This is a genomic window from Micromonospora sp. NPDC018662, assembly GCF_044391475.1.
In the GTDB taxonomy this organism is placed as follows: domain Bacteria; phylum Actinomycetota; class Actinomycetes; order Mycobacteriales; family Micromonosporaceae; genus Micromonospora.
In genome coordinates this window covers 1-21,153 of the sequence record NZ_JBISAC010000007.1, presented here as the reverse complement: position 1 = coordinate 21,153, position 21,153 = coordinate 1, and the positions used below count along the sequence as shown (strand labels likewise).

The window sequence follows — 21,153 nt, the reverse complement described above, 5'->3', positions numbered from 1 at the left end:
CAGGACGGTGTGATGGGTTCCCGCAGTACGAATCTCCGTACGAAGATCATCGCCCTGCTGGCGTCGCTGACGGCGCTCTGGGCGTTCGCGGCCTGGGTGACCGTGCGGGACGGGTTCAACCTGCTCGGCGTGCAGGCGCTCAACGCGCGGGTCTTCGAGCCGAGCGATCCGCTGCTGCTGGAGCTGCAGAGCGAGCGCCGACTCTCGCTGCGCTACCTGGGTGAGTCCGACCCCGGGCAGTTGCAGGAGCTCCAGGCCCAGCGCGGGCGCACCGACACCGCGGCCACCGCGCTGTGGGACTCGGTGCAGGACTGGCGCACCGAGGTCCCGGCCAGCGAGGAGCTGGAACAGCGGCTCGCCGAGCTGAAGGCCGAGCTGGGCCAGCTCGTCCAGGTGCGCGACGAGGTGGGCCGCAAGACCATCGACCGGACGGCGACGCTGAGCGCGTACGACGAGGCGGTCGACGGCATCTTCGCCGTCTTCGACGCGCTCGGCGGCCTCGACGACGACCAGATCGCCCGGGACACCGCCGCGCTGATCGACCTGAACCGCTCCCGCGAGCTGCTGTCCCAACAGGACGCGCTGCTCACCGGCGCGGTCTCGGCCAACCGGCTGACCGTCGCCGAGCAGACCGCGTTCGCCCGGCTGGTCGGCGCCCAGTGGTTCCTCGCCGACCGCACCGCCCGCGAGCTCGCCCCGACCGACCGGGCCCGCTACCAGCAGATGGTCGAGGGCGAGGCGTTCGGCCAGTTGCGCACGCTCCAGGACCGGGTGCTCGCGGCCAAGGGCGAGGACGTCCGTCCGCCGGTCACCGCCGCGGCCTGGCGGGCCGCCGCCGACCGGGCGATGGCCGACCTGCGTGGGGTGATCCTCGCCGGTGGTGAGGACATCGTGTCCCGGGCGACCCCGGTCGCGGTCGGCGTCATCGTCCGGCTGGTGCTCGCCGCCGGTCTCGGCCTGATCGCCGTCGTCGCGTCCGTCATCGTCTCGATCACCACGACCCGCGCGCTGGTCCGGCAGCTCGAACGGCTGCGCGAGGCCGCCTTCCGGCTGGCCAACGAGCGGCTGCCCAGCGTGGTGGAGCGACTGGGGCACGGCGAGGAGGTGGACGTCGCCCGGGAGGCGCCACCCCTGCAGTTCGGCGACGACGAGATCGGCCAGGTCGGCAAGGCCTTCAACGTGGTCCAGGAGACCGCCGTCCGCACCGCCGTCGAGCAGGCCGAGCTGCGCCGCAGCGTCCGCGACGTGTTCCTCAGCCTGGCCCGGCGCACCCAGGCGCTGGTGCACCGCCAGCTCACGCTGCTCGACGCGATGGAACGCCGGGAGCACGACGCCGAGGAGCTGGAGGACCTGTTCCGGGTCGACCACCTGGCCACCCGGATGCGGCGCAACGCGGAGAACCTGATCGTGCTCTCCGGGTCGACGCCCGGTCGCGCCTGGCGGCGCAGCGTGCCGATGGTCGACGTGGTGCGCGGCGCGGTCGCCGAGGTCGAGGACTACACCCGGGTGACCGTCCGGCCGCTGGGCGCGGTGTCGCTGACCGGCCGCGCCGTCGGTGACGTGATCCACCTGCTGGCCGAGCTGATCGAGAACGGCCTGTCCTTCTCGCCGCCGCAGACCACCGTGGAGGTGCGCGGCCAACTGGTCGCCAACGGCTTCGCCATCGAGATCGAGGACCGGGGCCTCGGCATGAGCGGCGACGAGCTGGCCGCCGCCAACGCCCGCATCGTGGACCGGTCGGAGCTGAACCTGGCCGACGCCGCCCGACTCGGCCTGTTCGTGGTCAGCCGGCTCACCGAGCGGCACGGCGTGCGGGTGCAGCTCCGGGAGTCCGCGTACGGCGGCACGACCGCGGTGGTGCTGATCCCGCGGGAACTGATCACCACGGACGCCGGCGACCCGGACGGGTCCGGCGACGTCCGCGCCCGCACCGCCCCGTCGGCGGCGGTGCCGGCCGCGCCGGCGGACGACCCGACCCGGCCCGGCGAGGAGACCGTCGCGGTCCGGGCCGGCGCGGCCGGCGACGCCGCCGTGGCCGAGCCGGTCGACGCCGGTACGCCCGAGGCCGAGCCGGCACCACCGGCGCCCCGGCTGACCCCGTCCGGGCTGCCGGCGCGTACCCGCAAACGGCAGCCGGCGGTGGCCGGGCCGACCGCGGAGCTGGCCGTGGTCGAGAACCGCGTCGCACCGGCGGCGGCGGTCGAGGAGACGACCCCGCCGAAGACCGACGCCGGGCTGCCCGTGCGGGTACGCCAGGCCAGCCTCGTGCCGGAGCTGCGGCACGAGCCGTCCGAGGTGGACGACGACGGGGCGGACGACACGGCGCGCGCGCCGGAGCAGGTACGCCGGATGATGAGCTCCTACCAGAGTGGAACCCGACGTGGCCGCACCGACGCGGCGCGGCTGCTCGGCGGGGCGCACGGGGCCGGTGACGGGCCGGCCGACGGAAACGAGCAGGTCACCTGACCGGGCGTCGACGCCGACGCATCCGGGACGAGAACGGCACACCAGCCGGGGAGAAGAGGACGACGAGTGGCGCAGAAGACGGCTTCGAGCGCGGATCTTGCGTGGCTGCTGGATGACCTGGTCGGCCGGGTCAAGCAGGCGGAACACGCCGTGGCGCTCTCCACCGACGGACTGCTGATGGCCTCGTCCCGCGGGTTGAGCCGGGACGACGGCGAGCACCTGGCGGCGATGGCGGCGGGCATCCAGAGCCTGGCCCGGGGCGCGGGCAAGCGGTTCGGCGGTGGTCAGGTGCAGCAGACCATCATCGAGATGCAGTCCTCCTTCCTGTTCGTCACCGCGGCGGGCCGGAACGCCTGCCTCGCGGTGCTGGCGTCGGAGGACGCGGACGTCGGCCTGATCGCGTACGAGATGGCCATGCTGGTCACCCGGGTCGGCCGGTTCGTCGCATCACCCACCCGGGAACAGCCCCTCGGCGAGAACGCGGCACGATGACCGGCCGGGGGGAGCCCACCGAGCAGGAGTGGGTCGACGACCACGCGGGTCCGGTGGTCCGCCCGTACGCGGTGACCGGTGGCCGGGCCCGCCCGGTGACCGGCACGTTCGACCTGATCTCCCTGGTGACCGCGACCCGCACCGAGGTCGGGTCGGAGTCCGGGCTGGGCCCGGAGCACGTGGCGATAGTCGGCCTCTGTCAGCGGATCCTCTCCGTGGCCGAGATCGCCGCCCACCTCGACCTGCCGGTGGGCACCGTCCGGGTCCTCCTCGGAGACCTGGCGGCCCGCAGTCTGGTGCAGGTACGCGAGCCGCGCGCCACCCCCGCCGGCCTTCCCGACGAGCATGTTTTCGAGGCGGTAATCAATGGACTACGGGCGCTCTGAGCGGCCGGCGGGAGCGGCGCCGCTGCCCACCGCGATCAAGATCCTGATCGCCGGTGGTTTCGGCGTCGGCAAGACCACCATGGTCGGCGCGGTCAGCGAGACCCGGCCGCTGCGTACCGAGGAGGTGCTGACCGAGACCGGGATCGGCATCGACGACCTGTCCGGGGTGGAGGCGAAGTCGACCACCACCGTGGCGATGGACTTCGGCCGGATCACGCTCAGCGACGATCTGGTGCTCTACCTGTTCGGTACGCCCGGCCAGGACCGGTTCTGGTTCGTCTGGGACGAGCTGGCGCTCGGCGCGCTCGGCGCGGTGGTGCTCGCCGACACCCGCCGGCTGGCCGACTGCTTCCCGTCGATCGACTACTTCGAGGGGCGGGGCACGCCGTTCGTGGTGGCGGTGAACTGCTTCGAGGGGGCCCGGCAGTTCCGGCTCGACGAGGTCCAGGCGGCGCTCGACCTGGATCCGGGCGTGCCGGTGGTGCTCTGCGACGCGCGTCAGCGCGAGTCGGCCAAGGAGGTGCTGATCACGCTGCTGGAGCACGCCATGAAGCTGCGTGAGGCGCGTCGGCGGGCCGCCGGTGACTGAGGTGACCCTCCGGGCGATGACCCCGGACGAGTTCGACCGCTGGCAGACGGAGCTGGCCACCGAGTACGCGCGGGAACATGTCTCGGCCGGCAACTGGACGGCCGAGGAGGGGCCCGGCCGGGCGCGCAAGGCCATCGCCGCCCAGCTGCCGGACGGCCTGGCCACCGCCGGCGAGCTGCTGCTGGTCGGTGTGCTGGCGGACGGGTCGCCGATCGGTCGCCTGTGGATCAGCCTGACCCATCCGCGCGGCCTGTCGCACTGCGCCTTCCTCCAGGACCTCGAGGTGGTCGCCGACCACCGCGGTCAGGGCCTGGGCCGGGCGCTGCTCGCGGCGGGGGAGCGGGCGGCCCGGGAGCGGGGCGCGCGGGCGCTCGAACTCAACGTGTTCGGGGCCAACGAGACGGCCGCGACGCTCTACCGCACGTCGGGCTACCGCGTGGTCACCCAGCAGATGCGCAAGGACCTGACCGCCGGTGAGCGTGACTGAGCGTCACCTCGCGAAGGAACACATCGCTGTTGGGCGGTATACCTCTCAGGCATAATTATGCCTCTGAGGTATACCGCTCTGACGTGACACGAATTCCCGGGCCGACACGCCCGGAAGTCAGGGCATCGTCGCCGTGCCCTCGCCCGGGTGAAGGTCGTACTGGAATCCGCGGCGGACGCCACCGGGACCGCTCGCCGGTAGGCCGACGCCCAACACGGTACGGCGAAGGCCGCCCCCCGCCGGAGCGGGAAGCGGCCTTCGACCAGCCGTACGCGGTCAGTTGGCGATCATGCGGCGCAGCACGTACTGGAGGATGCCGCCGTGCCGGTAGTAGTCCGCCTCACCGGGGGTGTCGATGCGGACCACGGCGTCGAACTCCACGCCGGTGTCGGTGGTGACAGTCACCGTGCGCGGGGTGTCGCCGTCGTTCAGGGCGGTGACGCCGCTGATCGAGAACGTCTCGGTGCCGGTCAGGCCCAGCGACTCGGCGGTGGTGTCCACCGGGAACTGGAGCGGCAGGACGCCCATGCCGATCAGGTTCGAGCGGTGGATCCGCTCGTACGACTCGGCGATGACGGCCTTCACGCCCAGCAGCATGGTGCCCTTGGCCGCCCAGTCGCGCGACGAGCCCGAGCCGTACTCCTTGCCGGCCAGGATGACCAGCGGGACGCCCGCCTCCTGGTAGGCCATCGAGGCGTCGTAGATCGAGGACTGCTCGCCGGTCAGGTGGTTGACCGTGAAGCCGCCCTCCACGCCCGGGACGAGCTGGTTGCGCAGCCGGATGTTGGCGAACGTGCCCCGGATCATCACCTCGTGGTTGCCCCGCCGCGAGCCGTACGAGTTGAACTCGTGCCGGGCCACGCCATGCTCGGCCAGGTACGTGCCGGCGGGGGAGTCCGCCTTGATCGAGCCGGCCGGCGAGATGTGGTCGGTGGTCACCGAGTCGCCCAGCTTCGCCAGCACCCGCGCGGGACCGATGTCGGAGACAGGCGCCGGCAGGCGCCGCATGCCCTCGAAGTACGGGGGCTTGCGCACGTAGGTGGAGTCGCCCGCCCAGGAGAACGTGTCACCGGTCGGGGTCGGCAGCGACTGCCAGCGCTCGTCGCCGGCGAACACGTCGGCGTACGCGGCGCTGAAGCCGGTGGCGCCGATCGCCGAGGCGATGACGTCCTGGATCTCGGCGGTGTTCGGCCAGATCTCCCGCAGGAACACCGGGTTGCCCTGGGCGTCCTCACCGATCGGCTCGTTCGCCAGGTCGATGTCCATCGTGCCGGCGAGCGCGTACGCGACCACCAGCGGCGGGGACGCCAGGTAGTTCATCTTGACGTCCGGGTTGATCCGGCCCTCGAAGTTGCGGTTGCCCGACAGCACCGAGACGACGGCCAGGTCGCCCTCGTTGACGGCGGCGGAGACCTCCTCCGGCAGCGGGCCGGAGTTGCCGATGCAGGTGGTGCAGCCGTAGCCGACCAGGTTGAAGCCGAGCTTCTCCAGGTAGGGCGTGAGGCCGGCGCGGTCGTAGTAGTCCATGACGACCTTCGAGCCCGGCGCGAGGGTGGTCTTCACCCACGGCTTGCGGGCCAGCCCCTTCTCCACCGCGTTGCGGGCCAGCAGCGCGGCGCCGATCATCACCTGCGGGTTCGAGGTGTTGGTGCAGGAGGTGATCGCGGCGATCACCACGGCGCCGTGGTCCAGCTCGTACTCGACGCCGTCGGTGCCGGTCACCCGGACCGGGTTGCTGGCCCGGCCGCCCGCGCCCACGGCGGCGGTCTCCAGGTCACGCGGCGCGTCCGCCGGGTCGTTGACGCCGTTGGCCGGGGCGTCGCTGGCCGGGAAGGACTCGGCGCTGGCCTCGTCGGCCGGGCCGTCGGTGCCGAACGGCTTCTGCTGCTGCGGCACGCCCGGCTTGCGGCCCGGGTCGCCGCCGGTCTCGTCGGCCGCCACGTAGTCGGTCAGCGCCGAGCGGAACAGCGTCTTGGCGCTGCCCAGCGGCACCCGGTCCTGCGGGCGCTTCGGGCCGGCCAGGGAGGGCTCGATGGTGCCGAGGTCCAGCTCCAGGCGCTCCGAGTACTCCGGCTCGTGGTTCGGGTCGTGCCAGAGGCCCTGCTCCTTGGCGTACGCCTCGACCAGCGCGACCTGCTGCGGGTCGCGCCCGGTCAGCTCCAGGTAGCGCACCGTCTCGCCGTCGATCGGGAAGATCGCCACGGTGGAGCCGTACTCCGGCGACATGTTGCCGATGGTGGCGCGGTTGGCCAGCGGCACCGCGCTCACGCCCGGCCCGTAGAACTCGACGAACTTGCCGACCACGCCGTGCTTGCGCAGCATCTCGGTGATGGTGAGCACCAGGTCGGTGGCGGTGGTGCCGGCCGGCATCTCACCGGAGAGCTTGAAGCCGACCACGCGGGGGATCAGCATGCTGACCGGCTGGCCGAGCATCGCGGCCTCGGCCTCGATGCCGCCGACGCCCCAGCCCAGCACGCCCAGGCCGTTGACCATGGTGGTGTGCGAGTCGGTGCCGACGACCGTGTCCGGGTACGCCTGGCCGTTGCGCTCCATGATCGTGCGGGCCAGGTACTCGATGTTGACCTGGTGCACGATGCCGGTGCCCGGCGGGACGACCTTGAACTCGTTGAACGCGGTCTGGCCCCAGCGCAGGAACTGGTAGCGCTCCTTGTTGCGCTCGTACTCCAGCTCGACGTTGCGCTCGAACGCGTCCTCGCGGCCGAACAGGTCGGCGATGACGGAGTGGTCGATGACCAGCTCGGCCGGCGCGAGCGGGTTCACCTTGGTGGCGTCGCCGCCGAGGTCGCGGACCGCCTCGCGCATGGTCGCCAGGTCGACGACACAGGGCACGCCGGTGAAGTCCTGCATCAGCACCCGGGCCGGGGTGAACTGGATCTCCACGCTCGGGTCGGCGGTGGGGTCCCACGCGCCGAGCTGCCGGATGTGGTCGGCGGTGATGTTCGCGCCGTCCTCGGTCCGCAGCAGGTTCTCCAGCAGGATCTTGAGGCTGTAGGGCAGTCTGTCGTGCCCCGGCACCTGGCCGATCCTGAAAATCTCGTAGCTCGCGTCTCCGACGCGTAGCTGGGTCTTCGCACCGAAGGTGTCGAGGCTCGCCACGTCGTACTCCTTCACACCAGCGACCGTGAGTAGTCCTGAGCAGTTTGTCGCACCGACCGGGGCGCCGCCGTGCTTAGGCGACACTTACCTGCGCCGGTCTCTACAAAACCGTACGTCCGTCTTGCTATTCGCGCAACCTCGTGCCACGCTGCGGGACGAGGAGGTGCCACCATGATCCACCACGTCCTGCTCGCCTGCCCACGCGGCTCCGAGGACCTCTCCCGCTCCTTCTACGCCGGCCTGCTCGGCCTCACCGAGAAACCCAAACCCCCGGCCCTCGCCGCCCGCGGTGGTTGCTGGTTCACCGGGTACGGCGTCGAACTGCACCTCGGCGTCGAGGACGACTTCCGCCCCGCCCGCAAGGCCCATCCGGCGCTGGTCCGCACCGACCTGGACGAGCTGGCCGCCCGGCTCCACGCCGCCGGCCACGCCGTGACCTGGGGCGACGACGAGATTCCCGGCATGCGGCGGTTCCACACGTTCGACCCGCACGGCAACCGGCTGGAGTTCCTGGCCCCCGCGGGGTGACCGGGCGGAGGTAGGGTCGGCGGGTGGTCGACGTGCAGCACTGGCTCTCCGCGCTACCCCCGGCCGTGATCTACCTGATCGTCGCCGGGGTGATCGGCGTCGAGAGCATGGGCGTCCCGCTGCCCGGTGAGATCGTGCTGGTCAGCTCCGCCCTGCTCGCCGCCACCGGGGTGGTCCAGCCCGAGTGGGTGGCCATCGCCGCCGCGACCGGCGCGATAGTCGGTGACTCCATCGGGTACGCGGTCGGCCGTCGCGGGGGCCGGCCACTGCTGGAACGGCTGGGCCGGCGCTTCCCCAAGCACCTCGGCCCGGCGCACCTGGCCCGCGCCGAGCAGAGCTTCGCCCGCCACGGTGTGTGGGCCGTCTTCTTCGGCCGGTTCGTCGCGCTGCTGCGCATCCTCGCCGGCCCGCTGGCCGGGGCGCTGCACGTGCCGTACCGCCGGTTCCTGGTGGCGAACGCGGCCGGCGGGCTGGTCTGGGCGTTCGGCACGACCTACCTGTTGTTCTACGTCGGGCGGGCCGCCGAGCACTGGCTCAAGGACATCTCCTGGGCCGGGCTGGTGCTCGCCGTGCTGGCCGGCCTGGTCAGCACGTGGTGGCTGCGCCGCCGCGCGAAGCGGCTGGCCCCGGTCGAGACGCCCGAGCAGGCCGAGCCGGTCGGGGCGACGGAACGCTGACGCGACCGGGCCCGACCCCCGGGTTCACCGCGCGCCGATCATGAAGTTGGCGGGCCGACACGCCGACAACCAGGCAGCCAACCTCATGATCGCCGCGGGTGGGCGGGTTCAGGCGGTGAGCAGGTCGAGCAGGGCGTCGCGGGCGGCGCGTACGGCGGCCCGCGACTCCTCGGTGTGGTCGAGGGCGTCGAATCCGTGCCGCCCGTCCGGCACGTCGACCACGTGCAGCGGCAGCCCGTGCCGGGTTGCGGCAGCCGTGAACGCCGCGATGGTGGACGCCACCTCGGGCCGGTCCCGACCGACCCGGGTCAGCACGAGCGGCGGCCGGTCGACGTCGCCCGTGGTGAGCGCGTCGAGCGGGTGGAAGCGCGGGTCGACCGGGGGCCATTCGGGGAGCGGAGCCAGCAGCGGGTACGTCGCGGCGAGGCCGCGCAGCCAGCCCGGCGGGTCGCGGAGCCAGTCGCCGAGCAGCAGGCCGGCGCCGGAGAAGAACCAGAGCGCCAGTCGCTCCGGGTCGACGCGGGGATCGGCGCGGAGCAGGTCGGCTGCGTCGGCGACCCGGGCGGCGACCGTGATCAGGTCGTCCGGGCCGGCCACGGCGAGCCGGGGGAGTGCGGCCACCACGCCCTGTTCGGCGAGCAGCGCGCCGTAGCCCCGGTAGAGCGGCCACTCCCGGGCGTCGGGTGCGTCGGGCGGCCCGGGAACGCCGTGCACCACCACGACCGCGGGATGACGGCCGTCGCCGGCCGGCAGGTGCAGGTCGACCTCGCCGTGCCGCTCGACCGGGGCGGCCGGCGGGTCGAGAACAAACTGTGTCTCCCAGAAACTGTTTGCCATGGTGGCGATGCTAGGGCAGAGCGCCGTCGCGCGCCGCCCCGGTTGTCCTGGAGATCAGGAGGACGACGCCTTGGCGTGCCGCTCCCGCAACCGGTCCCGGATCTCCTCCGGCGTGTACGCCCGGCGCTGCCGTTCCGCCCGCGCCACCACCACGCCCGTCGCCGCGACGCCCGCCAGACCGGCCAGGCCGAGCAGTTTCCACCACCGCATCCGTTGCCGCATCGGCTTAGGGTAGTCCTCCATGAGCATCAGCCTGGACGAGGCCGTGGAGCTGACCCGCACCGGCGACCTGTGGGTGTTCCGCGGGCGGAGCGTGCCCGACCGCGCCATCCAGTTCACCACCAACAGCCCGGTCAACCACGTGGGGATGGCGGTGGTGCTGGACGACATGCCGCCGTTGATGTGGCACGCGGAGCTGGGTCGTTCGCTGCCGGACATGTGGACCGGCACCCGCCAGCGCGGCGTGCAGCTGCACGACCTGCGCGACGCGGTCTGCGTGTGGGCCAACCGGTACGGCCAGCGCGGCTGGCTGCGCCAGCTCGACCCGCCCGCCGACGCCACGATGGAGGAGGCGGTGCTGCGTACCGTGGCGCGTCTGGACGGCACGCCGTTCCCGTCCACCGCGCAGCTCGCCTGGCGTTGGGCCCGGGGCCGGGTGCCGCAACCACCGTGGCGCCGGTCCACCTCGGACGCGGGCCCCGTGCCGGGCGACCGCCGCGCGCCGGACGCCGGGGGACAGGCACGTGACCGGGCGCTGGAGACCGCGTACTGCGCGGAGGTGGTGGCGGTGACCTACGAGGCGATGGGGTTGCTGCCGGCCGGCCGCCGGCCCAACTGGTACGACCCGGGACGGTTCTGGAGTGGCGACGACCTGGCCCTGACCGGCGGCGCGCAGCTCGGCGCGGAGATCGAGGTGCGCATCCCGCCGCGCTGACCAGGTTTGCCGGGCCGGTGGGCCGGTAATGGAGAGCGTCGTGACGGCTTCCACCGACCTCGACACGCTCTCCGACTTCTTCGACCGGTACGGCGTGGCGCTGACCAACGCCGACGTGCCGGCCATCGCCGCCTGCTACGCGCTGCCCGGGCTGGTGGTCGCCGACACCTACAGCTTCTCGTTCACCTCGCCGGCCGCGGTGGCGCTCAGTTTCGTCGGTGCCGCGCCCGACTACCAGGAGCGGGAGCTGGTCGCCGCGAACGCGCAGATCGAAGACGTGCAACAGGTCTCGGCGCTGCTGACCGAGGTGGCGGTGCGGTGGGAGTTCCTGGACAGCCAGGGCGGCGCGGTGCCCGGCGAGCACTACCGCTACCTGCTGCGGGCCACCGACGAGGGCCCGGCCATCTGCACCGTCATCCGCACCGCCTGAGCCGCCCGCCCCGGGTGTTAAGCGGGGCCCCCTCCTCTACCGAAGACGTTAAGAAGGGGCCCCGCCTTACGTGCTCAGCGGTGGCTGCCGGCCCACCGGTCGGGCTCGGGGGCCGAGTGCAGGCCGGGCTCGTGCAGGCCCTCCTCGTCGAGCTGGCCGATCCGCCGGTAGGTGTCCGGCCGGCTGGTGCGCAGCACGCCGCCCCAGATCAGGCCGAGGGCGCCGGCCACCACCGGGATCGCCGGCAGCAGCCACTTGAGGTAGCTCGCGGTGTCCGGTGCGAGCAGCGCGTCGAAGTTGAACAGCAGCACCAGCAGCACGGCGGCCAGCAGGACGGTGCCGAGCGCCGGGGCGATCGCCCGCTGCCAGGCCGACTCCGGGCCGCCGCGGCCCCGGAAGAAGCCGACGACGGAGGCCGAGGTGAGCGTCATCAGCAGCACGACGCCGACCGCGGCCGAGCCGGACAGCCAGGTGAACAGGTCGATGACCGGGTCCCGGCCGGACATCGCGAACCCCACGAAGACCACCACGGCCAGGACGCTCTGCACCAGCGAGCCGGCCACCGGGGCGCCGCTGCGGCTGGAGGTCGCGCCGAGGAAGCGGGGCAGGACGTTCTCCCGGCCGAGGGCGAACAGGTAGCGGGCCACGCCGTTGTGGAACGACAGCAGGGCGGCCAGCACGCTGGTGATGAACAGGACGTTCGCGATGTCCGCCACCACGGCGCCGGAGTACTGGTCGAGGGCGCCGAAGATCACGCCGGGACCGGCCTCGGCGCTGGCCTGCGGCGCGTTCTCCGGCCCGGTCAGCACCGTGAGTGCCCAGGCGGAGAAGGCGTAGAACAGGCCGGTGAACGCGACCGCGATGTAGGTGGCCCGGGCCACGGTGCGGCGCGGGTCCTTGACCTCCTCGCTGTAGATGGCGCCGCTCTCGAAGCCGGTGAAGGAGGCGATGGTGAACGCCAGCACGGCGCCGAACCCGGCCCCGAACAGGTGGCCGGGGCTGATGCCGGCGGTGGTGACGGCGCCGCCGGCCGGGTGGGCGAACGCCACCAGGTCGAAGATCAGCACGGCCACGCACTCCAGGACGAGCAGCACCGCGAGGACGCTGGCGTTCAGGTCGATGCGCAGCACGCCGAGCACGGCGATGAAGACCCAGGCCAGCAGCGCCCAGACCCACCACTTGAGGTCCAGCCCGGCCTTGGCCGACATGAAGTCCGACATGATGGCGCCGAACAGCCCGTATAGGCCGATCTGGATGGCGTTGTACGCGGCCAGCGCGACCGCCGAGCCGGCCACCCCGCCGGCCCGGCCGAGCCCGTTGGCGATGTACGCGTAGAACGCGCCCGCGTTGGCGACGTACCGGCTCATCGCGGCGTAGCCGGTGGCGAAGATCGCGAGCACGGCCGCGAGCAGCACGTAGCCCAGCGCGGCGCCGATGTTGCCGCTGACCGCGTACATGGTGGTGACGCCACCGCCGAGAACGGTCAGCGGGGCCGAGGCGGCGACGGTGAAGAAGACGAGATGGGCGGTGCCGAGACGGCCACGGCGCAGCCCACCGTCGGAGAAGAACGGATCGGAGGACAAGGCTTCTCCAGGGGAGGGGAAGGGGTTTGAGGTGTCTACTTCAGAACAACCTCAGGCAGGGTATTGGTGATCACGGATCGTCACAAGCCCACTTCGATATCGATTAGGACGCGTGTGTACGACCGGAATTGAGCTGTGCGTGGTCATGCCGTACCGTCCCGTGTCGACGATCACGGCCACCGTTCGAGGATGGACCATGACCTACCCCGGGGCACAAGCCACGTACCGGCTCGCCGATGCGCTGTTCCTCATCGGACATGACGAGTTCACCGGTAAGCCGCACGTCGCCGTCGACCGGCTGGAGTGCGGGCTGGCCGGCGCCGCGCTCGCCGAGCTGATGTTCGAGGGCCGGATCGCGCTCGACGGTGGCGGCATCGCCGCGGTCGACCCGCGGCTCTGGCAGGAGCCGCTGACCGACCTGCTGATCACCGAGATCCTGCGCCGCGAGGGCGCGCATCCGGCCCGGTTGTGGATCCGCTACCTGCGGACCCAGCTCAACATCAACGAGCGGGTCGGGACGCGGCTGGTCACCGCCGGCGTCCTCCGCCGGGAGCAGGGCAAGCTGATCGGTCGCCAGGTGCGCTGGCCGGCCATCGACCCGAACCAGGCGGCCTCGCCACGGGTGCGGCTGACCGCCATGCTGATGCACTCGTCCCCGGCCGAGCTGGACCCGGGCACGCTGCTGCTGGCGAGTCTCGCCGAGGCGGTCGGGCTCGCCGCGCACATCTTCGACCCGCAGGTGGGCGGCCGGATGCGGGACTGCCGTCGGTTCCTGCCGGCGCAGCTCGACGGGCTGCTCGCCGCGGTGGTGGGTGCGTTGGACGTCAGCACCACGACGGTCCGCCGGTGACGTACCGCCGGTGACGTCCCGCCCCGGCGGACCGGGACGGGACGGGCACGCCTCAGGCGGGCTCGCGCCACATCGGATAGAGGCGGGGACCATCCGGCAGGTCCAGCGTGGTCGGTCGACGCCGGAAGCCGAGTCGCTCGTAGAGCGCGGCGTTGCGCGGCGAGCTGGCCTCCAGGTACGCGGCGGTGCCGGCGCGGTCCAGCCCGGTCAGCTTGTCGCGCAGCAGCGCCGAGCCCACGCCCTTGCCGTGGTGCGCCGGGTGCACCGCGATGAACGGCAGGTACCAGTGCGGCTCGGCCGGGTGGTTCGCGGTCATCTGCTCGTCGAGCATGCCGAACCGCTTCATCGCGTCCGGCCCGATCGCGGCCTCCAGCTCGGCGAACTCGTCGCCCTCGTCGGCGCCGTGGTCGTCGCCGACCGGCAGCCAGAGCGTGGCGCCCAGCCCGTCGCCGGCCACGTGGACCTCACCGGTCCGCAGCGCCAGCGCGACGAACGGCCCGAAGAAGGCGGGGTGCACCCGCGCCCGGTGGTCGTCCGCCGGGAAGATCCAACTGCTCACCGGGTCCTGCATGAACGCCTCGGCGAGGATTCCGGTCACGACGGCGGCGTCCGCGGTGGACGCGCGCCGGATGTTGCCCTGCCACTCAGTCACTGGCCACCCGTCCTGCCGGCTCAACGAGCCATTGTGGTCATCGATCGGCGTGCAACGTATCAGGTGGCCGCGCCGCGCGGCAGGCCCCCGGACCGGACACTCGCCGCGAACCGGTCCGCTGGCTAGGCTGGCGCAGTCCGCCGACGGGGGAGGCCAGCCGGGCGGTTCCGCCCGTCGACAGGAGGAGCATGTCCCACAACCGTCGCGCCGCCCCGTCACCCGGGTCCGCCATCACCTCGTCGCCCTGGGTGGTCGTGGCGATCGGCGTGATCGTGATGGTGGTGCTGCTGGCGGTGGCGCTCGGTTCGGTGCGGGGCCGGCGGACGTTCCCGGCGTCGCCGACCGATCCGGCGATGTCGCTGCCGGGTCTGCCGACCGCCGCGGCGACCTCGCCCACGGTGGCGGGGGGACCGCCGAGCACGCCCGGGCGGCCGGTGCTCCCGGGGCTGTCGCCCCGGTCGACGGTGCTGCCGGCCCGGCCGACGCCGGCCGTGTCGACCGGCAGCCCGCGCGGCGACGTCCGTCCGGCGCCGCCGGCGCCGCCACCGCAACCCCCGGCGCCGCCGTCCGCGGTGACCGGCCGGTACGCGGTGGTGAGCAGCTTCGACGGCGGCTTCATCGGCGAGGTGCGGCTGGTCAACACCGGGGGTACGGCGCACGGCTGGACGGTGCGGCTGACGTACCCGCAGGGCCGCCTGGTCACCGCCTGGGTGGAAGGCGCCGAACAGGGCACCTTCGGCTTCGACGGCGGCGTCTTCACCTATCGCAGCGGCGTCGACCTGGCGCCGGGCGCGTCGGTGCCGGTGCGCTTCCACCTCGAACGGACCGGCACCACCCGGCCGGAGAGCTGCACGGTCGACGGCGTGACCTGCGCCGGTCTCTGATCCAGCCGTCCGGACGACCGCACGGTGTCCGGACGGTTTTGCAAGACGGCTGTCGTGTTTCGACTTTGTTTGCAAGCTATTGCAGAATGTTTCGGCAAGAGCTAGCGTGCGGGCGAATCAGCGACCAGAGAAAGGCCGTCGATGAAACCGACGCCGATATCCCCCAAGGCGTTGCTCGCCCTGGTCTCCTCCCTCGTACTCACCCTCGTCGGCGTGCCGGTGGCCCTCCACCAGCTCGGTGCCGACGGCGCCCACCGCGTCACCCCCGACGTGCTGGCCGCCGGCAACGCCCCCCAGTGGAACCGGGAGCCGTCCGCGGAGGCGCTGCTGAAGGCGGGCACCACCACCGCCAAGGCGGAGCAGTTCTACTTCGTGCTGCCGGACCGCTTCGCCAACGGCGACAAGCGCAACGACACCGGCGGCCTGCGCGGCGACCGGCTCGCCACCGGCCTGGACCCCGCGGACAAGGGCTTCTACCACGGCGGTGACCTCAAGGGCGTCATCGACAAGATGGACTACATCCAGCAGATGGGCACCACCGCCATCTGGCTGGCCCCGATCTTCAAGAACCGGCCCGTGCAGGGCACCGGCGCCGACGTCTCGGCCGGCTACCACGGCTACTGGATCACCGACTTCACCCAGGTCGACCCGCACTTCGGCACCAACGCCGAGCTGAAGAAGCTGGTCGACCTCGCGCACCGGCGCGGCATCAAGGTCTACCTCGACATCATCGTCAACCACACCGCCGACGTCATCCGGTACGCCGAGGACAAGTACGGCTACGTCGACAAGAAGACCGAGCCCTACCGCGACGCGCAGGGGCGGGCCTTCGAGGACCGCAACTACGCCGACGGCACGCGGAAGTTCCCGCAGGTCAACCGGGATTCGTTCCCGTACACCCCGACGTTCGCCAGCCCGGCCGACGCGAAGGTCAAGGTCCCGGCGTGGCTCAACGCCCCGACCATGTACCACAACCGCGGTGACTCCACGTTCGCCGGGGAGAACAGCGAGTACGGCGACTTCTTCGGCCTCGACGACCTGTGGACCGAGCGTCCCGAGGTGGTCCGCGGCATGACCGACATCTACGGTCAGTGGATCGGCAAGGCCGGCGTCGACGGCTTCCGCCTCGACACCGTCAAGCACGCCAACCTCGACTTCTGGCCGCAGTTCACCCGCGGCATCGACGCCTACGCGGCGAAGGCCGGCAAGAAGGACTTCTTCATGTTCGGCGAGGTCTACAGCGCCGACCAGGAGATCGAGTCGACGTACGTGCGGCAGGGCGGCCTGCCCGCCACGCTTGACTTCTCGTTCCAGGAGGCGGCGCGCGGCTACACCGCCGCCGACGGCTCGGCCAAGGCGCTCGCCGACGTCTACGCCAAGGACGACCTGTACGCCGCCCGGGACACCGACGCCAACCGGCTGCCCACGTTCCTCGGCAGCCACGACATGGGCCGGATCGGCTCGTTCATCGCCGCGGCCGGCGGTGACGACGCCACCCAGTTGCGCCGCGACCAGCTCGCCCACCAGCTGATGTTCCTCACCCGCGGCCAGCCGGTGGTCTACTCCGGCGACGAGCAGGGCTTCACCGGCCCCGGCGGGGACAAGGACGCCCGCCAGGACATGTTCGCCTCGCGCACCGCGGACTACCTGGACGACGACCTGATCGGCACCACCCGCACCCACGCGTCCGACCAGTACGACACCCGGCACCCGCTCTACCGGACCATCGCCGAGCTGGGCAGGCTCCGGGCGGCGCACCCGGCGCTGCGCGACGGCGTCCAGGTCACCCGCTACGCGGCCGACGGCCCCGGCGTGTTCGCGTTCTCCCGCGTCCTGCCCGCCGAGCGGGTGGAACACGTCGCGGCGGTGAACAACGCCGCCACCCCGCAGACTGTCACCGTGGACACCTGGTCGGCCGGTGCCCGCTTCACCGGCATCTACGGCGGCGCCGCCGCCGCGACGGCCGGCGCCGACGGCAAGCTGAGCGTCACCGTGCCGGCCATGTCGGCAGTGGTGCTCAAGGCCGACCGGGCGATCCCGCCGGCCGGCGCGGCCCCGACGATCACGCTGACCGAGCCGGGTGACGCACCGGTCGCCGGCAAGACCGCCATCACCGCCCAGGTCGGCGGCGACCCGCTCGCCACCGTCACGTTCGCCGCCCGGGTGCCCGGCGGGAAGTGGACGCTGCTGGGCAGCGCCCACCGTGCCCCGTACACGGTCCACCACGACCTGACCGGCCTGCCCGGCGGCGCGACCGTGGAGTACAAGGCGGTGGTCCGCGACGGCAAGGGCCGCACCGCCGCCGCCCGCACCACCGGCACGGTCGGCACCCCGGCCCAGGGCGCGTCCCGGGACTGGGCGATCGTGCACTACCAGCGCCCGGCCGGCGGATACGCCGACTGGGGGCTCTACGCCTGGGGCGACATCGACCCGGCGTACGCCACCGAGTGGCCCAAGGGGCAGCCGTTCGCCGGTGAGGACGCGTACGGCCGGTTCGCCTGGGTGAAGCTGAAGCCCGGCGCGAAGTCCGTCGGCTTCCTGGTGGTCGACTCCGACGGCAACAAGGACGTGGCCAACGACCGCACCATCGACGTGACGCAGACCGGCGAGGTCTGGGTCAAGCAGGGCGACCCGACGCTCTACCCGACCCGGCAGGCCGCCACCGGCGAGCCGGACCCGGCCGTCGACCAGGGCACCGCGGTCATCCACTGGCGCAAGGCCGACGGCAACTACGACGGCTGGGGCCTGCACCTGTGGGACGGCGCGGCCAACCCGACCGACTGGGCCGCCCCGCTCAAGCCGGAGAAGATCGACGCGTACGGCGCGGTGTTCCGGGTGCCCCTGGCCGCCGGCGCGACCGGGCTGAGCTACATCATCCACAAGGGCGACGAGAAGGATCAGCCGGACGATCAGCGGCTCGACCTGACCGGCGTCGGGCACGAGGTGTGGCTGCTGGCCGGCGTCAAGGGCCGGCTGCTGCCGGCGACCAGCTCCGGCGTGGCCAAGGACGTCGACATCGCCAAGCAGAAGGCGCAGTGGATCGACCGGTCCACCGTCGCCTGGGCCACCGGCCCGACCGACGGCAAGAAGTACGCGCTGGTCGCCGCCCCGGCCGGCGGGATCGGCGTCGCCGACGGCGAGCTGACCGGGACGTACACCACGCTGCCGCTGCGGGCGCAGCGCAACGGGCTGACCGAGGCGCAGCGGCAGGCGTACCCCCAGCTCTGGGCCTCTCGCGCCTTCTCGCTTGACCGCGCCGACCTGGCCAAGGTGCCGGCGGCGCTGCGCGGGCAGCTCGTGGTCACCGAGCGGGACGCCGAGGGCGTGCTGCTCGGCGCCACCGGCGTGCAGATCCCCGGCGTGCTGGACGACGTCTACGCGGCGGCCACCGGGGTGAAGCTCGGCCCGACGTTCGCCGGTCGGGTGCCCACGCTGGCCGTGTGGGCGCCGACCGCGCGGAAGGTGTCGCTGCAACTGTTCGACTCGCCGACGGCGCAGCCGAGCACGGTGGCGATGAGCCGCAACGACCGCACCGGCGTCTGGTCGGTGCGCGGCACCACGGCGTGGACCGGCCGCTACTACCGCTACCAGGTGGAGGCGTGGCAGCCGGCCGCGCAGAAGGTGGTCACCGCGTCGGTGACCGACCCCTACTCGGTGGCGCTCGCGCCGGACTCCACGCACAGCCAGATCGTCGACCTGACCGACCCGGCGCTGGCGCCGGCCGGCTGGGCGAAGCTGCGCAAGCCGGCGGCCGTGCCCGCGTCGAAGGCGCAGATCTCCGAGCTGTCGGTGCGGGACTTCTCCATCGCCGACACCACCGTCCCGGCCGAGAAGCGGGGCACCTACCTCGCGTTCACCGACCCGAACACGGCCGGGATGAAGCACCTGCGGGCGCTCGGCGACGCCGGGGTCAACTACCTGCACCTGCTGCCGGCGTTCGACTTCGCCACCATTCCGGAGAAGCGGGCCGACCAGGCCCAGCCGGCCTGCGACCTGGCCAAGCTGCCGCCGGACTCGGACCAGCAGCAGAAGTGCGTCGCGGCGGTGGCCGACAAGGACGGCTACAACTGGGGGTACGACCCGCTGCACTACACCGTGCCGGAGGGCGGCTACGCGGTCGACCCGAGCGGCGCGAAGCGCACCACCGAGTTCCGGCAGATGGTCGCCGGGGTGAACCAGGCCGGCCTGCGGGTGGTCATGGACGTGGTCTACAACCACACCTCGGCCGCCGGCACCGACGGGAAGTCGGTGCTCGACCAGGTGGTGCCCGGCTACTACCACCGGCTGCTGGACGACGGCACGGTCGCCAACTCGACCTGCTGCGCCAACACCGCCCCGGAACACGCCATGATGGGCAAGCTCGTGGTGGACTCGCTGGTCACCTGGGCCACGGCGTACAAGGTGGACGGGTTCCGGTTCGACCTGATGGGCCACCACCCGAAGGCGAACATCCTGGCCGTACGGGCCGCGCTGGACAAGCTCACGCTCGCCCGCGACGGCGTCGACGGCAAGAAGATCATGCTGTACGGCGAGGGCTGGAACTTCGGCGAGGTCGCGAACGACGCCCGGTTCACGCAGGCCACCCAGGCCAACATGGCCGGCACCGGGATCGGCACGTTCAACGACCGGCTCCGCGACGCGGTGCGCGGCGGCGGCCCGTTCGACGCCAACCCGCGGGTGCAGGGCTTCGCCTCCGGCCTGTTCACCGACCCGAACGGCGACGAGGTCAACGGTTCGGCCGCCGAGCAGAAGGCCCGGCTGCTGCACGCCCACGACCTGATCAAGGTGGGGCTGACCGGCAACCTGCGCGACTACCGGTTCACCGACTCCGCCGGCAGGCGGGTGACCGGCGCGCAGGTCGACTACAACGGCGCTCCGGCCGGCTACACCGCCGCGCCGGGCGAGGCGGTCACGTACGTCGACGCGCACGACAACGAGATCCTGTACGACGCGTTGGCGTACAAGCTGCCGCAGGGCACCTCGGCGCAGGACCGGGCCCGGATGCAGGTGCTCGCGCTGGCCACCACCGCGTTCGGGCAGGGAACCGGGTTCGTGACGGCCGGCTCGGAGCGGCTGCGCTCCAAGTCGCTGGACCGCAACTCGTTCAACTCCGGTGACTGGTTCAACCAGATCCGCTGGGACTGCGCCCAGGGCAACGGGTTCGGCGCCGGTCTGCCGCCGGAGCAGGACAACAAGGACAAGTGGCCGTACGCCAAGCCCTTGCTGGCCGATGCGAAGCTGGTCCCGGATTGCGCGGCGATCGACCTGGCCGACGCCCGGTACGCCGAGCTGCTCCGGATCCGCCGGTCCTCGCCGGTGTTCGGGCTGCCCAGCGCCGAGCAGGTGCAGAAGCGGGTCGCGTTCCCGCTGTCCGGGGCGAAGGAGACCCCCGGCGTGCTCACCATGACGCTGGACGCCCGTGGGCTGGGCGGGGCGTGGAAGTCGGTGACTGTGGTCTTCAACGCCACTCCGGAGACGGCGAAGCAGACCGTGACCGGCCTGCGTGGGGCGAACGTGGCGCTGCACCCGGTGCTGCGGAACTCGGCCGACCCGGCGCTGCGGACGGCCTCGTTCGACCGGTCCGGCGGCACGTTCACCGTGCCGGCGCGCAGCGTGGCGGTGTTCGTCCAGAGCTGACCGCGGCACGACCGACCGGCCCCCCTGCCACTGGTGGCAGGGGGGCCGGTGCGTACCCCGGGTCCGTCAGGTCAGTTGAAGCAGTCCTTGACGGTGTTGGCGCAGTTGGTGGGGTCGTTGTCGCTGATGAGGGACTCGTCGTCGAGCTTGACGCGGCCCTCGTTGTTGAGGATGCCGCCGGCGACGCGGTGGAGCTTGCCGGCGTCGGTGGCGGTGTTCTTGGTGACGTGGGTCTTGGTCAGGGTGATGGTGGCCTTGTTGTTGAAGATGCCGCCGCCGTTGAGGGCGGTGTTGCCCTTGACCACGGTGTTGCGCAGGGTGAGGGCGGCGTTGTCGTCCTCGTCGTGGTCGCGGGTGAGGAAGCCGTCTTCGATCTTGACGAGCCATTCGCCGTTGTAGATGCCGCCGCCGAAGCGGTTGGCGGTGTTGTCGACGATGACGCTGTCGGCGATCGTGGTGCTGCCCTCGTCCTTGGTGTTGGGGTAGCCCCAGTGCTTGCCGCCGGTGACCACGATGCCGCCGCCGTCGCCGTCGGCGTGGTTGTTGGCGATGACGACCTTGTCGAGGTCGAGGTCGGTGTTCTCGGCGTAGATGCCGCCGCCGT

Annotated in this window: 17 protein-coding genes and 1 pseudogene; 12 read left to right on the top strand and 6 right to left on the bottom strand. The window is 72.3% G+C overall.

What is annotated here, in order from left to right; all coding sequences use genetic code 11:
* The first annotated feature begins 12 nt into the window (after nucleotides 1-12).
* The 5 genes from ACH495_RS20130 to ACH495_RS20110 all read left to right on the top strand — a co-directional run bounded on the left by ACH495_RS20130 (nucleotide 13) and on the right by ACH495_RS20110 (nucleotide 4,420).
* The gene (locus tag ACH495_RS20130; protein ID WP_396859260.1) at nucleotides 13-2,466 is read left to right on the top strand and encodes a nitrate- and nitrite sensing domain-containing protein; all 2,454 of its coding nucleotides are present in this window, start codon (nucleotides 13-15) and stop codon (nucleotides 2,464-2,466) included.
* A gap of 66 nt (nucleotides 2,467-2,532) precedes the next feature.
* On the top strand, nucleotides 2,533-2,958 hold the full coding sequence (locus tag ACH495_RS20125) for a roadblock/LC7 domain-containing protein (RefSeq protein WP_181569355.1): 426 nt from the start codon (nucleotides 2,533-2,535) through the stop codon (nucleotides 2,956-2,958).
* Nucleotides 2,955-3,344 (top strand): DUF742 domain-containing protein, encoded by a 390-nt coding sequence (locus ACH495_RS20120; protein WP_281938657.1) that lies wholly within the window; start codon nucleotides 2,955-2,957, stop codon nucleotides 3,342-3,344. Before ACH495_RS20125 ends, ACH495_RS20120 begins: the two co-directional genes overlap by 4 nt.
* Nucleotides 3,325-3,933 (top strand): ATP/GTP-binding protein, encoded by a 609-nt coding sequence (locus tag ACH495_RS20115; protein WP_107162530.1) that lies wholly within the window; start codon nucleotides 3,325-3,327, stop codon nucleotides 3,931-3,933. Before ACH495_RS20120 ends, ACH495_RS20115 begins: the two co-directional genes overlap by 20 nt.
* 16 nt (nucleotides 3,934-3,949) lie before the next feature.
* Entirely contained in the window at nucleotides 3,950-4,420 is a 471-nt protein-coding gene (locus ACH495_RS20110) for a GNAT family N-acetyltransferase (RefSeq protein WP_396859259.1), read from the top strand.
* A 276-nt stretch (nucleotides 4,421-4,696) separates the two neighbouring features.
* Here ACH495_RS20110 and ACH495_RS20105 read toward each other — a convergent pair whose 3' ends face one another.
* Nucleotides 4,697-7,552, bottom strand: coding sequence for an aconitate hydratase (locus ACH495_RS20105; RefSeq protein WP_396859258.1), 2,856 nt, complete (start codon nucleotides 7,550-7,552; stop codon nucleotides 4,697-4,699).
* A gap of 156 nt (nucleotides 7,553-7,708) precedes the next feature.
* On the opposite strand from ACH495_RS20105, the gene ACH495_RS20100 reads away from it, so the two are divergent.
* Both ACH495_RS20100 and ACH495_RS20095 read left to right on the top strand, forming a co-directional pair.
* Complete coding sequence (locus ACH495_RS20100) at nucleotides 7,709-8,065, top strand: VOC family protein (RefSeq protein WP_396859257.1); 357 nt, start codon at nucleotides 7,709-7,711, stop codon at nucleotides 8,063-8,065.
* A 23-nt stretch (nucleotides 8,066-8,088) separates the two neighbouring features.
* Nucleotides 8,089-8,742: a DedA family protein gene (locus tag ACH495_RS20095; protein ID WP_396859256.1), complete on the top strand. Its 654-nt coding sequence runs from the start codon at nucleotides 8,089-8,091 to the stop codon at nucleotides 8,740-8,742.
* 108 nt (nucleotides 8,743-8,850) lie between these two features.
* On the opposite strand, the gene ACH495_RS20090 is transcribed toward ACH495_RS20095, so the two are convergent.
* Both ACH495_RS20090 and ACH495_RS20085 read right to left on the bottom strand, forming a co-directional pair.
* Nucleotides 8,851-9,579, bottom strand: a complete 729-nt coding sequence (locus ACH495_RS20090; RefSeq protein WP_396859255.1) for a hypothetical protein — start codon at nucleotides 9,577-9,579, stop codon at nucleotides 8,851-8,853.
* A 54-nt stretch (nucleotides 9,580-9,633) separates the two neighbouring features.
* Nucleotides 9,634-9,822 carry a hypothetical protein gene (locus tag ACH495_RS20085; RefSeq protein ID WP_139128748.1) on the bottom strand — a complete coding sequence of 63 codons (189 nt, stop codon included), beginning with the start codon at nucleotides 9,820-9,822 and terminating at the stop codon, nucleotides 9,634-9,636.
* On the opposite strand from ACH495_RS20085, the gene ACH495_RS20080 reads away from it, so the two are divergent.
* Both ACH495_RS20080 and ACH495_RS20075 read left to right on the top strand, forming a co-directional pair.
* Nucleotides 9,821-10,513 carry a hypothetical protein gene (locus ACH495_RS20080; RefSeq protein WP_396859254.1) on the top strand — a complete coding sequence of 231 codons (693 nt, stop codon included), beginning with the start codon at nucleotides 9,821-9,823 and terminating at the stop codon, nucleotides 10,511-10,513. The genes ACH495_RS20085 and ACH495_RS20080 overlap by 2 nt on opposite strands.
* Nucleotides 10,514-10,553: 40 nt before the next feature.
* A complete protein-coding gene (locus ACH495_RS20075; RefSeq protein ID WP_396859253.1) occupies nucleotides 10,554-10,943 on the top strand; it encodes a hypothetical protein in 390 nt (129 codons plus the stop codon).
* A 74-nt stretch (nucleotides 10,944-11,017) separates the two neighbouring features.
* Here the strand turns inward: ACH495_RS20075 and ACH495_RS20070 are convergent, their stop codons facing one another.
* Nucleotides 11,018-12,526 (bottom strand): APC family permease, encoded by a 1,509-nt coding sequence (locus ACH495_RS20070; protein ID WP_396859252.1) that lies wholly within the window; start codon nucleotides 12,524-12,526, stop codon nucleotides 11,018-11,020.
* 196 nt (nucleotides 12,527-12,722) lie between these two features.
* On the opposite strand from ACH495_RS20070, the gene ACH495_RS20065 reads away from it, so the two are divergent.
* Entirely contained in the window at nucleotides 12,723-13,376 is a 654-nt protein-coding gene (locus ACH495_RS20065) for a GPP34 family phosphoprotein (RefSeq protein WP_396859251.1), read from the top strand.
* Between the two features lie 52 nt (nucleotides 13,377-13,428).
* On the opposite strand, the gene ACH495_RS20060 is transcribed toward ACH495_RS20065, so the two are convergent.
* Nucleotides 13,429-14,028 carry a GNAT family N-acetyltransferase gene (locus ACH495_RS20060; protein WP_396859250.1) on the bottom strand — a complete coding sequence of 200 codons (600 nt, stop codon included), beginning with the start codon at nucleotides 14,026-14,028 and terminating at the stop codon, nucleotides 13,429-13,431.
* 188 nt (nucleotides 14,029-14,216) lie between these two features.
* On the opposite strand from ACH495_RS20060, the gene ACH495_RS20055 reads away from it, so the two are divergent.
* Both ACH495_RS20055 and pulA read left to right on the top strand, forming a co-directional pair.
* On the top strand, nucleotides 14,217-14,912 hold the full coding sequence (locus ACH495_RS20055) for a cellulose binding domain-containing protein (RefSeq protein WP_396859249.1): 696 nt from the start codon (nucleotides 14,217-14,219) through the stop codon (nucleotides 14,910-14,912).
* A gap of 141 nt (nucleotides 14,913-15,053) precedes the next feature.
* Nucleotides 15,054-20,549 (top strand): pullulanase-type alpha-1,6-glucosidase, encoded by a 5,496-nt coding sequence (gene pulA / locus ACH495_RS20050; protein ID WP_396859248.1) that lies wholly within the window; start codon nucleotides 15,054-15,056, stop codon nucleotides 20,547-20,549.
* Nucleotides 20,550-20,620: 71 nt separating this feature from the next.
* On the opposite strand, the pseudogene ACH495_RS20045 reads toward pulA, so the two are convergent.
* A pseudogene (locus ACH495_RS20045) lies at nucleotides 20,621-21,153 on the bottom strand (hypothetical protein); the annotation flags it as partial.

Excerpts from the sequence above, each read along its gene's own strand:
- ACH495_RS20115 (WP_107162530.1), top strand. The coding sequence starts at position 3,325 with ATGGACTACGGGCGCTCTGAGCGGCCGGCGGGAGCGGCGCCGCTGCCC.
- ACH495_RS20080 (WP_396859254.1), top strand. The coding sequence starts at position 9,821 with ATGAGCATCAGCCTGGACGAGGCCGTGGAGCTGACCCGCACCGGCGAC.
- ACH495_RS20110 (WP_396859259.1), top strand. The coding sequence starts at position 3,950 with ATGACCCCGGACGAGTTCGACCGCTGGCAGACGGAGCTGGCCACCGAG.
- ACH495_RS20120 (WP_281938657.1), top strand. The coding sequence starts at position 2,955 with ATGACCGGCCGGGGGGAGCCCACCGAGCAGGAGTGGGTCGACGACCAC.
- pulA (WP_396859248.1), top strand. The coding sequence starts at position 15,054 with ATGAAACCGACGCCGATATCCCCCAAGGCGTTGCTCGCCCTGGTCTCC.
- ACH495_RS20065 (WP_396859251.1), top strand. The coding sequence starts at position 12,723 with ATGACCTACCCCGGGGCACAAGCCACGTACCGGCTCGCCGATGCGCTG.
- ACH495_RS20055 (WP_396859249.1), top strand. The coding sequence starts at position 14,217 with ATGTCCCACAACCGTCGCGCCGCCCCGTCACCCGGGTCCGCCATCACC.
- ACH495_RS20100 (WP_396859257.1), top strand. The coding sequence starts at position 7,709 with ATGATCCACCACGTCCTGCTCGCCTGCCCACGCGGCTCCGAGGACCTC.
- ACH495_RS20085 (WP_139128748.1), bottom strand. The coding sequence starts at position 9,822 with ATGGAGGACTACCCTAAGCCGATGCGGCAACGGATGCGGTGGTGGAAA.
- ACH495_RS20090 (WP_396859255.1), bottom strand. The coding sequence starts at position 9,579 with ATGGCAAACAGTTTCTGGGAGACACAGTTTGTTCTCGACCCGCCGGCC.
- ACH495_RS20130 (WP_396859260.1), top strand. The coding sequence starts at position 13 with ATGGGTTCCCGCAGTACGAATCTCCGTACGAAGATCATCGCCCTGCTG.